Genomic DNA, 11,990 nt, shown 5'->3' with positions numbered 1-11,990 from the left:
ATTCTGTCGATCTGATGCGATGCTTTGCGGATGGAAAAAGATGATGCAAGAAAGCTCAGTCCGGCCGAGCAGCATGAGAGGCGTCGGCAGGTGATTCGTGCGTACAAACGCGGACGAAGCAAACCTCAGATCGCCGTTGACGTTGGGCTGAGTCACACGGCGGTGAGCAAGGTGATCGCACGCTATGAGGCGGGGGGGATGCTGTCGCTGGCACCCCGTCGGCGTGGCCGTCGCCGTGGCGAGGATCGCGCACTGACCGCCGAGCAGGAACAGACGGTGTGCCGCATCATCTGCGACAAACGCCCCGAGCAGCTGAAGATGGACTTTGCGCTGTGGAGCCGTGCGGCGGTTATGCAGCTGATCGAGCGCGAGTGTGGTGTGACGCTGCATGTGCGCTCGGTGGGCAAGTATCTGGCCCGCTGGGGCTTCACCCCGCAGAAGCCGATCAAGCGTGCTTACGAGCAATCGCCCGCCGCGGTGCAAACCTGGTTGGAGGACACGTATCCGGCCATCGCCGAACGTGCCAAGGCCGAGGGCGGCGAGGTCCACTGGGGTGACGAGACGGCGCTGGTGAACACCGACGTGCGCGGTCGCAGCTATGCGCCCAAGGGCAAGACTCCGGTGGCGATGGCCATTGGCGGGACGCGGCAGAAGCTGTCGATGATCGCCAGCGTCACCAACCAGGGCAAGGCACGCTGGATGATCATTGATGGCGCGTTCAATCACGAAAAGTTGATCGAGTTCTTCGAGTCGCTGGTCCAGGATGCCGGGCGCAAGGTGTTTCTGATCCTGGACAACCTGGGCGTGCATCACTGCAAGCCGGTGAAGGCGTGGTTGGCCGCACACTCCGATCAGATGGAAGTGTTCTATCTGCCCAGTTACAGCCCCGAACTCAATCCCGAAGAACGCTTGAATGCCGATCTCAAACACGTCATCGGGCGCAAGGTTCCGATACGCACGAAGGCCAAACTACGCGCCGCTGCAGAAGAGCACATGCAAGTCGTCGCCAGCGAGCCGGCACGTGTCAAAGCCTACTTCCAAGACTTCCACGTCAAATACGCTGCGTAAAACTGTTTGAGGGCCGGATCAATAAGAGCGTCGCTCTCGGCGCTTACAATACTGTCAGCGCGGGGCAATCCGCCGCCGTTGGCAACGACAACAAGGTTGCGAACACCAAAGCGTTCGTGCTCGGCGGCAAAGTGACCACCACGCAGGACAACAGCGTGGTGCTGGGTTATGAGTCCACCGACCGCGAGGCCACCACCGAAACCGGCGTGACCCTGCGCGGCACGGCCTACACCTTCGCCGGCCAGGGCTCGCCGGCCAACGGCGTGGTGTCGGTCGGCGACGCAGGCAAGGAGCGGCAGATCATCAACGTGGCCGCGGGTAAAGTCTCGGCCGACTCGACCGACGCGGTCAACGGCTCGCAGCTCTACGCCACCAACGAGGCGGTCAACAGCATCGTGACCGGCGGCGGTGGCATCAAGTATTTCCACGCCACTTCGGCTGCTCCGGATTCGGCTGCCACCGGCGCGGATTCCGTCGCTGTCGGCCCAAATACTACCGCCAGTGGCAAAAACTCCATCGCCATCGGGGCCAATAATGCCCTGACGACCACCGCCACCGGGGCTAACTCGGTGGTGGTTGGGGCGAGTTCCTCGGCGGTTGCTGATAACGCTACGGCGCTTGGCGCTGGCGCGAATGCATGGGCGAACGCCTCCATTGCTATTGGCCGCACATCCTCGGCAGGGGGAGCTTCCTCAGTCGCCATTGGCGACGCCTCCCGGGCGCTGGATATACAAGCCGTCGCACTAGGGTACGGTACCAACGCGAATAAGATGGCAACGGCGCTCGGCAGCGGCGCCCAGGCGAAGGGCATCGGTTCTATCGCCATCAGCGGCGATCCCAGTGCTTTCTTCAACACCGGCGCAGATGCATTGGGGGCCGACTCCATCGCCATCGGGCAGCAGTTGAAAGCCGATGCCGCGAAAGCGATCGCGTTCGGCTACAGGGCGCAGGCCACGGCGGCGGCGGACACCTCCATCGCCATGGGCAACACCGCGAAAACCTCGGCATCGAAGACGATCGCCATCGGCAACGCGGCGCAGGCTGGCGGGGCGCAGGCCATCGCCATGGGCGACGGCGCGCAGGCCACCGGCACGCAGTCGATCAGCATCGGCACCGGCAACAAGGTCAGCGGCAACAACTCCGGCGCCATCGGCGACCCGACCATCATCACCGGCAGCGGCACCTATACCGTGGGCAACAACAACGGTACCGTCAGTGCCAACAACGCCGGCGCATTCGGTAACGACAATACCCTGACCGGCGACAACAGCCGCATCGTGGGCAACAGCAACAGCGTCACTACCGTCGACACCTTCGTGGTCGGCAACGGCGTGACCGCCACCCAAGCCAACAGCGTGGTGCTGGGCAATCTTTCCACCGACCGCGAGGCCACCACCGAAACCGGTGTGACCCTGAACGGCACGGCCTACACCTACGCCGGCCAGGGCTCGGCGGCCAATGGTGTGGTGTCGGTCGGCGCGGCGGGCGCGGAGCGCCAGATCATCAACGTGGCCGCGGGCAATGTCTCGGACACCTCGACCGACGCGATCAACGGTTCGCAGCTCCACGCCACCAACCTGGCGCTGGAGGATCTGGGCGACCACGCGGTGCAGTATGACGAGAACCCGGACGGCACGGTGAACTACGACAGCGTGACGCTGGGCGATGGTAGTAGTCCGGTCTCGACCGACGGCGGCGTGACCGGCGGCACCACGATCACGAACGTGCATCAGGGTGACGTCAACGCCACCTCGACCGACGCGATCAACGGCGCGCAGCTGTACCAGATCGCCGGCGATACGTCGAACACCTATATCACGAGCAACGGCCGTGGCATCCGCTACGTGCGCACCAACGACACCGGTCTGCCGGAGGACGATGCGCACGCCACCGTGGCCGGCGCGACCGCGCTGGGCTACAACGCGACCGCCAGCCATGAGCAGAGCGTGGCCATCGGCCGTGACAGCGTGGCCGACGGCAGCAAGCTGGCCAATGCCGCGTACAACCCGGGCACGGGCACGCTGGCGGGCGCCACGGCGGTGGGCGAAGTCAGCATCGGCACGGCCGGCAGCGAGCGTCGCTTGACCAATGTGGCGGCGGGCGCGGACGACACCGATGCGGTGAACGTCTCGCAATTGAAGTCCCTGGCCAGCGACATGGCGGCAGCCGATGCGGGCAACGTCAAGTACGACAAGAACCCGGATGGCACGGTCAACTACGACAGCGTGACGCTGGGCGATGGTAGTAGTCCGGTGTCGACCGACGGCGGCGTGACCGGTGGCACCACGATCACCAACGTGCATCAGGGTGAGCTCTCCGCCACCTCGACGGACGCGGTCAACGGCTCACAGCTCTTTGCGGCAACGGCGGCGGCGACCACGGAAGTGACGGCCGGCAACAATGTGACGGTGGAGAAGACGGCCGGCAGCGATGGCCATGCGATCTACAAGGTCAACGCCAAGGGCACCACGGTCTCGGCCGGTTCGTCGGCGCTGACCGTGACCCCGGGGGCGGAGGACGCCAACAACGTCACCGACTACGCGGTGGACCTGTCGGCCGAGACCAAGACGAAGCTGAACAACTCGGTCCAGTACGACGACGCCACGCACACCAGCGTGACGATGGGCGGCCCGACGTCGATCGATGGCGGCGTGACGGGCGGGACCACGATCACGAATGTGCATCAGGGCGACGTATCGGAGAACAGCACCGACGTGATCAACGGCTCGCAGCTGTACCAGATCGCCGGCGACACCTCGGTCACCTACATCACCAACAACGGCGCGGGTGTGAAGTACGTGCGCACCAACGACACCGGACTGGCGCCCAACGATGCGCATGCTTCGGGCCAGGCGGCGACGGCGGTGGGCTACAACGCCCAGGCGTCCGCGACCAACAGTCTGGCGCTGGGCCGCGACAGCGTGGCCAGCCACGACGGCGCGGTGGCGCTGGGTTCCGGTTCGGTGACCAACCGCGACAACAGCGTCTCGGTCGGGGCGCCGGGAGCGGAGCGGCAGATCACCAACGTCGCCCCGGGCACCGCCGGCACCGATGCGGTGAATGTGGACCAGCTGAATGCCGCCCAGGCGGGTGTCGGCAACCAGATCGCCAGCGTCAGGAGTGACATGCGCTCTTTGGACAACCACCTGAGCGCGGGCGTGGCTGCGGCCATGGCCACGGCTGGTCTGCCGCAGGCCTATCTGCCGGGCAAGAGCATGCTCAGCATGGCGGGGGCGACCTGGAACGGCGAGAGCGGCATGGCGCTGGGCCTGTCGACAGTCTCCGACAATGGCAAATGGGTGGTCAAGGGTTCGGCCAACAGTTCGTCCAGAGGGGATTACGGCGCGGCGGTCGGCGTGGGGTACCAATGGTAAGGCGCAGGCGCGGTACGACCGGGCCGACAACAGGAATCAAGCGAATGCTAAACCACAATATGCATATGAAGTTTTCCCGTGGCCTGCGGGTCACCCTTGGGGCGACGTTGCTGGCGACGCTGCTGGCGGGTTGCGGCAACCTGAGCAAGGTGAGTTCGGCGGGTTCGACCGACAAGCCGGTATTTCCCGATCCGGGCTCGGTCACCTTCAGGGGCGGGTCCTGGCCCAATCTGGACAATCTGCGCCAGGTGCAGGCCGGCATGAGCAAGGACCAGCTCTACAACCTGCTGGGCAGGCCGCATTTCGCGGAAGGACTGTTCGGCGTGCGGGAGTGGGACTATCTGTTCCATTTCCATACGCCCCAGGGAGAGCGGACGTGCCAGTACAAGGTCCTGTTCGACAAGGACATGCTGGCCCGCGGCTTCCATTGGAAGCCCGAGTCCTGCGCCGGCATGCTGGATGCGGCGCAGTCCGCGCCGGAGGTGTTCTCCATGAAGAGCGACGTGCTGTTCGGATTCGGCAGCGCGGCGCTCACGTCGGCCGGCGTTGCCGAAGTGCGGCGCGTGGCGCAGTCTCTGCGCGACCGCCGGATCGATACGCTCGATGTGTTCGGATACACCGACCGGATAGGGGGCGAGCAGGCCAACCAGGCGCTGTCCCGGCATCGCGCCGAGGCCGTGCGCCGGGAATTGCTGGCCTCGGGCTTTGCCGCGAACCAGGTCCGGGCGGCCGGCAAGGGCGCGAGCCAGCCCGGGACGCAATGCGGCGGCACGGATCGCAAGCAATTGATTGCGTGTCTGGCGCCGGATCGGCGGGTTGAAATCGTAGTGAACGGTCATTGAAAAAGGATGTGAAGATGATGCGAGTATTGGTTGTTTCTTTGTGCGCGGTGCTGCTGGCGGCGTGTCAGCAGATGCCATCCAAGGGGCGGACATCCGCCACGGCCCAGACGACCGCGGCCCAGCCGGCCGCGGCGTCCCAGCCGCGATCCGCCGGGGTGGAATTCCGTCTGGCGCAGTCCCAGCCGGCGAACGGCCTGCGCCCGCTGCAGGTGGGTAACCAGACGCTGCACTATCTGCCGTCTCCCGTCATGACGGGCAGCGATCTGGTGCGGGCCGTGCCTATGAAAAGCAAGCAGGGACAGCCGTTCGTCCGCTTCGAATTCAGCCCGCAGGGTGCGCAGCGGCTGGCCGGGTTGACGCAGCGCAATGTCGGGCGCTGGCTGCTGATCACGGTGAACGGCAATCTGGTGGCCGCGCCGCGCATCGGCGGGCCGATGACTGGAGGCGTCATGAATATGTCTACCGATACGGAACGCAATGCCGTGCTCATCGCCAATGAGGTGAATGGTTCGGTGAGTAGTCCGGCGGGCCGCAAGTAGTCCGATTGTGGCCAGCGCGCGGCCCGGATGGTCATCCGGGTCTGCGCATCGTGGATTGTCGTGGCGGGGGCATTGTGTGAAAGGGAATTTTTTTGGAGATGCCGCAACCGGCAGTCCGCCATATCGCACCCAGCCAGGAGCCTCGTTCGTGACCGGCTCCCGGGTGCTGATCCGGGTCGGTGATCTGGCTGGGCCGTCGATGAGCCATGGCAGCGATCTGTCCCGGCGAGTCATGCAGGAGTTGCGCGCCCGGCTGGTCGCAACGCATATTTCGCATCGATTCATCCTGCTCACGGGCGAAGCCCTCGAAGTCGATCTGGCCGGGATCTGGCCATTCAGCGTATATTCCTCGACGCTGGTCGATCAATACTGGCGGTCGCTGCACGCCGATCTGGGCGAAGCGCCGATCCGCTGCGGGGCGAGCCACGTCTATCTCCGGCTGCGGATTTCCCTGTCCGGTCTGGGTTCGCATGAAACGCCGCAAGACGATTCCGATCCCGTTCGCCCGACCCTTTCACCGTTCCAGTCCAGCCAGGCGCTGTGCGAAGAGACGGCCCTGTGCACCGCCTGGCTGGACGATCTGCGTTCCGGCCGTCTGGAATTGGCGTTCCAGCCGATTCAACACTTCCCCTCCCGAAATGGCGATGCCTGCCTGTATCACGAAGCGCTGCTGCGCACGAGGTCGGATGAGGCCGCCTCGCCCGCCGAGGCCATCGAAGCCCTGGAACGCCAGGGCCTGGTCGCGCGACTGGATTGGAGCGTCCTGTGGTCCGTCATCAGTCTGCTGGAAGCCCATCCCGCCCAGCGGCTGGGCTGCAACGTATCGGCCGTTTCGCTGAGGCCCGACGCCTGGTGGCGTGAACTGATCCGGTATCTGTCCCGTCGCCGGAGCGTCGCGTCCCGGCTGTTCATCGAGTTGACGGAAACCAGCCCCATCGCGCATCCGGAATCCGTCTCGCGGCTGATGCATGAGCTTCAGGACATCGGCGTGCGTATTGTCCTGGACGATGTCGGCAGCGGATTTGCCGCGCTGCCGGTCCTGGCCGGCGTCCAGCCGGACGTGGTCAAGATCGACCGCTCGCTATTGGAACAGGCACGGCAGGGGCGGATCGGCCTGGCGTCATTGACGCACATTGTGCGGACTTGCGCCAGCCGCAGTCCCTGCATCGTCATCGAGGGCGTGGAAAACCAGACCGACCTGTGCCTGGCGCAAGAGGCTGGCGCCCATGCCGTCCAGGGCTATTTCCTGGGGAAACCGGAGCGGCGCCCTGACTGGAACCATGGGGAGCCGTGCGTGGTGATGAACCGCCTCAAGGAATACTTGACGAATCCGCGCGCCAGCGACGGTGCCGCTTGAGCACCAGGGGCGTGGCGTATTCGTGATGAACGGGGCTGATATGACAGCCCCTGGAACCGGGAAGCGGCCGGGCGCGCGGTCAACGGTCTTTTCCGGGGAGCATCCGTGTCAGGGTGCCATCGTGGTCGATGAAATGGTGCCATAGGGCGCCTATGATGTGCAGCGCGACCAGGCCGACCAGGATCGGTCCGGCAAATCCCGCGTGGACCGTGTGGATGGCCTTGGCCATCGCCTTGTCCTCGTCCAGCCAGACCGGGATGGAAAACAGGCCGAAGACGCTCACGGATTGCTGGACGAATTGCGACATCAGCAGACCGGCGATCGGCAGGGCGAGCACCAGGACGACCATGGCCCAGTGGACCGCCGTCGCCAGGCGCAATTGCCACGCCTGTCCGACAGGTTGCGGTCGACCGCTGCTCAATCGCGCGGCCACCCAGGCGATCATCAAGGCCAGGGCCGTCACCCCGAAGCTCTTGTGGAAGAACATGAATTGTCCCTTGGCAGGGTCGCCGCGCTCGTAGCCGCTGGCGATGAGCACACAGGTCACCGCCGCTGCGATGACGATGAACAATGCCCAGTGCAGGAATTTGAGCGACGGATTCCAGGCGGTGGTTGTGGCAGGCATGTGATCCTCCTCTTGGTCTCGACGATACAGGCGGATGATGGAATGGTGGAATGGCGGTTCTGACTATAGCCTGAATAGGAATGCATTTTGCACGCACAAGATACAGGATGTGATGATCTGCCCGGAAGGAAGGAGAGGGAAGTGCGCCGGCCTCGTTCGCAGCGGGCTCGAAGATGAAGCGGCCAGGCCAGCGGGGGGGGGGGGCAGCGGGGTCGGCGCGGTACGCGCAAACACGCTACAATTCAGGGTTACTCTTTGCGGGGCCTGGCCTGCTTTTCCCCGAAAAAAGCGGGCGCACGCCGCAATCATCCCGGTTTGACTGGATCGACGACACCAATGAGCCACACTCGCAAGCGCCTCGTCATGGGCAATTGGAAGATGCACGGCAGCCTCGCGGCCAATGCGGCGCTGCTCGACGGCCTGGTCGCGGGCGCGGCGCGTGCCGGCGATACCCGACTGGCCGTGTGCGTCCCGTTCCCCTACCTGGCGCAGGCGCGCGACGCTCTGGCGGGCACGCCGATTTCCTGGGGCGCCCAGGACGTCAGCGTCCACACGCAGGGCGCCTATACCGGCGAAGTCGCCCCGGTCATGCTGGCCGATTTCGGCTGCGACTGGGCGCTGTGCGGGCATTCCGAACGCCGCGCCATGCACGGCGAATCCAGCGCCTTGGTAGCCGCCAAGGCCGCGTCCGCGTTGGCGGCGGGGCTGGCGCCGGTCGTCTGTGTGGGCGAGACCCTGGCCGACCGGGACGCCGGCCAGGTCGAATGCGTCATCGGCGATCAGCTCGACCCGGTCCTGGCGCTGGGCGCCGAGGCCCTGGCGCGCATGGTCATCGCCTATGAGCCCGTCTGGGCCATCGGTACCGGCCGCACCGCCACGCCGGAACAGGCCCAGGCCGTGCACGCCTTCATCCGCGCGGCTCTGGCGCGGCACGGCGCCGGACGGACCCGCATCCTCTACGGCGGCAGCGTCAAGGCCGCCAACGCGGCGTCCCTGTTCGCCCAACCCGACATCGACGGCGCCCTGGTGGGCGGCGCGTCGCTCGTCGCCGATGAATTCCTCGACATCGCGGCCTCAGCCGCCTGATCCGAGATACCCATAAGGTCCGGAGTTCTATCATCATGCAATGGCTTTCCTCGATCCTGCTGACCCTGCAGGTCATTTCCTCGATTCTGGTCATCGTGCTGGTCCTTCTGCAGCAGGGCAAGGGTGCCGACATGGGCGCCGCCTTCGGCAGCGGATCCGCCGGCAGCGTGTTCGGCTCGGCCGGCGCGGCCAACTTCCTGTCGCGCGCCACCAAGTGGGCGGCCATCGTCTTCTTCGTCACCACCGGCGGCCTGGCCTGGGTGGCCCACCATCCCGCCGGCTCGCCCATCGAGTCCGGCATCATGCAGGGCTTCACGGCACCGGCCAAGGAAGCCGCCCCGGCGGGCTCCGCCGTCCCCGACGTGGGCGGCGGCAATGCCGTCCCGTCCGTGCCCGCCGCCCCGTCCAAGGGCGCCGAGTCGTCTTCCGCGCCGGCCGCGGCTGTGCCCGCGGCGCCTTCGGCGGGCGACGCCTCGGTGCCGTCCGTGCCGGCCCCGGTCGAGAAGAAATAAGGCGGTTTTCGCCGGTCCGGGCGAGCTCTTCGCCAACCGGGGCCGGTGCGTTTTTTCATGCTAGAATGCCCGTCTTTGCCGCAAGGCAAAACGCCGTCGTGGTGGAATTGGTAGACACGCTATCTTGAGGGGGTAGTGGCGAAAGCTGTGCGAGTTCGAGTCTCGCCGACGGCACCACAGTTAAAAATCAGGCTGTTCCAGAACAGCCCAGAAAGTACCGGAAACCCGCATGAACATTAGGTTCTTGCGGGTTTTTTCATGTCTGGGTGAATCAGGGCGGGTCAGACAATCCCATGTTTTTGGGTATCTGTTTGGGTATGTTAAAAATCACATACCCAAGGATGGCCCAATTAAAGACCCGACATGCCCAAAATCGCCAAACAATTATCTGACCTGGCAGCCCGCAAGGCGAAGCCGCGAGATGCCGCCTATAGCTTGCCATCTGGACAAGGCCTTCATCTTGTTGTGTTGCCGTCCGGTACCAAGCAGTGGCTGGTTCGATTTCGCACGCCAGAAGGCAAGCGCGGCAACCGGGTCATCGGCATCTATCCCGACATGGGCGTGGCAGACGCCCACAAGGCCACAGAGGCGTTGCATCAGCAGGTCCGCATGGGTGACAGGCCCGAAGGTTTGTACGATCATCAGCGGGCTGCCCTGGCGTCTCAGACTGCGGAGCAGATCGCCGCGCAGCAGGCAGCAGAGGAAGCCAGAAAATATTCCTTTACCGTGGTGTCCGACGCCTGGCTGGAAGATCGCAAGCCTGGATGGGCACCGGCCACCTATGACAAATCAAATTTCATCGTTCAAAGGCGTCTGCAGCCGGAACTGGGGCATGCGGATATGCGGACCCTGGCCAGCAAGGACGTGGTGCCGGTATTGATCCGCCTGGCACATGACACGCCGTCCATCGCCATCAAGGCGCGACAATGTCTGAACGGAATCATCGAATATTGCATCGTCCGTGGTATTCGGGGTGACGACCAGGTGCTGCGGCTGCATCGGGTATTGCCGCGGCATCGAGGCAGCCACATCCCGGCGATTACCAAGGTCCAGGAGATCGGTCCCTTGATGCGCGCCATCCTGGCCTACGAGGGGCGCGTGGTGCGCGGTGGCCTGCTGCTGGCTGCCTACACGGCCAGCCGTCCAGGGATCGTGGCATCTGCCCGTTGGGAGGAAATGGACCTGGATCGTGCGGAATGGTTCATTCCGGCCAGCAAGATGAAAACGCGTATCGAGCACGTTGTCAGCCTGCCGCGCCAGGCGGTCGCCATGCTGCAGGAAATGCGGCAGTACGGCGGTGGAGATTTCGTGTTTCCTGGTGTGGGCAAGCGCGGCAATCCGCACTTGCACCGGGATGCGCTGAGCAAGGCCCTGCGCGATATGGGATTCAAAGGGCAGCACGCCACCCATGGGTTTCGTGCCATGCTGCGCACTGTGGCGCGTGAACGCCTGAAGGTGGATATTGATGTGCTGGAGGCCCAGTTGGCGCATGCCAAATCCGACGAGGTGCAGGCGGCCTATGATCGGGCCAGGTTCGAAGATGAGCGCCGGGTGGTCATGCAGACCTGGGCCGATTTTCTGCACGAGCAGGCGGAATATGCCAATGTCGTGCAGATGAAGCGGGCGTAGAAATTGGATGGTCGGCCTAGCTGGCCAGGGTTTTATTGCGCTCGATCAGCGCATGCAGGCTGGCCGCCGTGATGCCGCTGGAACGCTTGCTGATCTTGACCAGTTCCAGCTCGCCTTCGTTGACCAGCCGATAGATGGTGGACCGAGATACGCCCAGTTTGGTCTCGGCGATATGGATCCGATAGAGTAGGGCATTGCCGAGAAGAGGTTGAGGTGCCGAGGTGGGGGAAGTGCTTACCATCGTCATGAGTCGATCCTTCTGGATAGCCGTGAAACAGTCTGGCTTGGGTGATAAAAACAGATTTCTGCTTTGGTAGATGCCCAGAGGGGCACCTGCCAAAGCGGGCTCTCCGGAGCCCTTGGGGCCGACCCGCCAAGATGCCGCGATGGGGGTCGGGTGCCTGGATCATCCCCGGCAGGGCCAGCCGCTGGCCCGCCAGTGGCGGTTCGTCTGGATGCCGGGGACTGCGGTCTTTCCCGCTGTCGTCAAGGGATTACGTCGCCATCCTTGAGGGTGGACGCTGTTTGGCGCTCCGGGCGCTTCCGCGCAGGGAAGTCCCCGCCGCACGCAGCCATCCACGCCCCACGCGAGGGGCTGGCTGCGATTGGCGGATTTCATCGGTTTTGCTTCAACCCCGATGCGTTACAGGTTGCTGCGCAATCGCGTGCCGCGTGATCGGGCAGGGCGCAGTATTCATCGCTTGTTTCTTGTTAAAGAGCTGGTCTGCCTGAAGCAGTTAATGCCATTGTCAGCATGTTGGTAAGTTCTGTCAATAGGCAATCAGCTGATTGATTTTCTAAGCGATTCAAGGTTCTACTGAGGGTGATTGAGCTTAGCGGATACCTGCGCGAGCTGGAGATACGGAGCCGGGACAAATTGTTTGTGCCTGTGACTACCCCACGTTCGGGTGATGGGCATAAAATCGCCAATCCCCCTAGGGGGTCGAAAAAATGTTTG

General features: G+C 64.3%; 9 protein-coding genes, 1 tRNA gene and 1 pseudogene. 9 read left to right on the top strand and 2 right to left on the bottom strand.

Translation table 11 applies throughout. The features are described 5' to 3' along the window. Positions 1–30 precede the first annotated feature (30 nt). From ACTPOE_RS16275 to ACTPOE_RS16255, 5 genes and pseudogenes are all read left to right on the top strand, one after another. A complete protein-coding gene (locus ACTPOE_RS16275; RefSeq protein WP_458870376.1) occupies positions 31–1,068 on the top strand; it encodes an IS630 family transposase in 1,038 nt (345 codons plus the stop codon). Between the two features lie 302 nt (positions 1,069–1,370). Further along, positions 1,371–4,442, top strand: a pseudogene (locus ACTPOE_RS16270) (YadA-like family protein); the annotation flags it as partial. A gap of 65 nt (positions 4,443–4,507) precedes the next feature. Then, positions 4,508–5,284 (top strand): outer membrane protein assembly factor BamE, encoded by a 777-nt coding sequence (locus ACTPOE_RS16265; protein WP_458873265.1) that lies wholly within the window; start codon positions 4,508–4,510, stop codon positions 5,282–5,284. A 14-nt stretch (positions 5,285–5,298) separates the two neighbouring features. Further along, positions 5,299–5,823 carry a SecDF P1 head subdomain-containing protein gene (locus ACTPOE_RS16260; protein ID WP_458873264.1) on the top strand — a complete coding sequence of 175 codons (525 nt, stop codon included), beginning with the start codon at positions 5,299–5,301 and terminating at the stop codon, positions 5,821–5,823. A gap of 148 nt (positions 5,824–5,971) precedes the next feature. Then, complete coding sequence (locus tag ACTPOE_RS16255; protein WP_458873263.1) at positions 5,972–7,180, top strand: EAL domain-containing protein; 1,209 nt, start codon at positions 5,972–5,974, stop codon at positions 7,178–7,180. 79 nt (positions 7,181–7,259) lie between these two features. Here ACTPOE_RS16255 and ACTPOE_RS16250 read toward each other — a convergent pair whose 3' ends face one another. Further along, positions 7,260–7,805 carry a cytochrome b gene (locus tag ACTPOE_RS16250; RefSeq protein ID WP_458873262.1) on the bottom strand — a complete coding sequence of 182 codons (546 nt, stop codon included), beginning with the start codon at positions 7,803–7,805 and terminating at the stop codon, positions 7,260–7,262. A gap of 336 nt (positions 7,806–8,141) precedes the next feature. On the opposite strand from ACTPOE_RS16250, the gene tpiA reads away from it, so the two are divergent. From tpiA to ACTPOE_RS16230, 4 genes are all read left to right on the top strand, one after another. Further along, entirely contained in the window at positions 8,142–8,891 is a 750-nt protein-coding gene (gene tpiA / locus ACTPOE_RS16245; protein ID WP_458873261.1) for a triose-phosphate isomerase, read from the top strand. A 35-nt stretch (positions 8,892–8,926) separates the two neighbouring features. Further along, positions 8,927–9,403, top strand: coding sequence for a preprotein translocase subunit SecG (gene secG, locus ACTPOE_RS16240; RefSeq protein ID WP_458873260.1), 477 nt, complete (start codon positions 8,927–8,929; stop codon positions 9,401–9,403). 92 nt (positions 9,404–9,495) lie between these two features. Next, positions 9,496–9,580, top strand: a tRNA-Leu gene (locus ACTPOE_RS16235). A 186-nt stretch (positions 9,581–9,766) separates the two neighbouring features. Then, positions 9,767–11,032 (top strand): tyrosine-type recombinase/integrase, encoded by a 1,266-nt coding sequence (locus ACTPOE_RS16230; protein ID WP_458873259.1) that lies wholly within the window; start codon positions 9,767–9,769, stop codon positions 11,030–11,032. Between the two features lie 16 nt (positions 11,033–11,048). On the opposite strand, the gene ACTPOE_RS16225 is transcribed toward ACTPOE_RS16230, so the two are convergent. After that, positions 11,049–11,279, bottom strand: coding sequence for a helix-turn-helix transcriptional regulator (locus ACTPOE_RS16225; RefSeq protein WP_458873258.1), 231 nt, complete (start codon positions 11,277–11,279; stop codon positions 11,049–11,051). Between the last annotated feature and the right edge of the window lie 711 nt (positions 11,280–11,990).

Source organism: Castellaniella sp. WN (genome assembly GCF_054457555.1).
Note: the sequence above shows the minus strand (reverse complement) of the source record. Positions and strands in the feature narration are given on the sequence as shown.

Coding starts and splice junctions, on each gene's coding strand:
- ACTPOE_RS16265 (WP_458873265.1), top strand. CDS start 4,508: ATGAAGTTTTCCCGTGGCCTGCGGGTCACCCTTGGGGCGACGTTGCTG.
- ACTPOE_RS16250 (WP_458873262.1), bottom strand. CDS start 7,805: ATGCCTGCCACAACCACCGCCTGGAATCCGTCGCTCAAATTCCTGCAC.
- tpiA (WP_458873261.1), top strand. CDS start 8,142: ATGAGCCACACTCGCAAGCGCCTCGTCATGGGCAATTGGAAGATGCAC.
- secG (WP_458873260.1), top strand. CDS start 8,927: ATGCAATGGCTTTCCTCGATCCTGCTGACCCTGCAGGTCATTTCCTCG.
- ACTPOE_RS16230 (WP_458873259.1), top strand. CDS start 9,767: ATGCCCAAAATCGCCAAACAATTATCTGACCTGGCAGCCCGCAAGGCG.
- ACTPOE_RS16260 (WP_458873264.1), top strand. CDS start 5,299: ATGATGCGAGTATTGGTTGTTTCTTTGTGCGCGGTGCTGCTGGCGGCG.
- ACTPOE_RS16275 (WP_458870376.1), top strand. CDS start 31: ATGGAAAAAGATGATGCAAGAAAGCTCAGTCCGGCCGAGCAGCATGAG.
- ACTPOE_RS16225 (WP_458873258.1), bottom strand. CDS start 11,279: ATGACGATGGTAAGCACTTCCCCCACCTCGGCACCTCAACCTCTTCTC.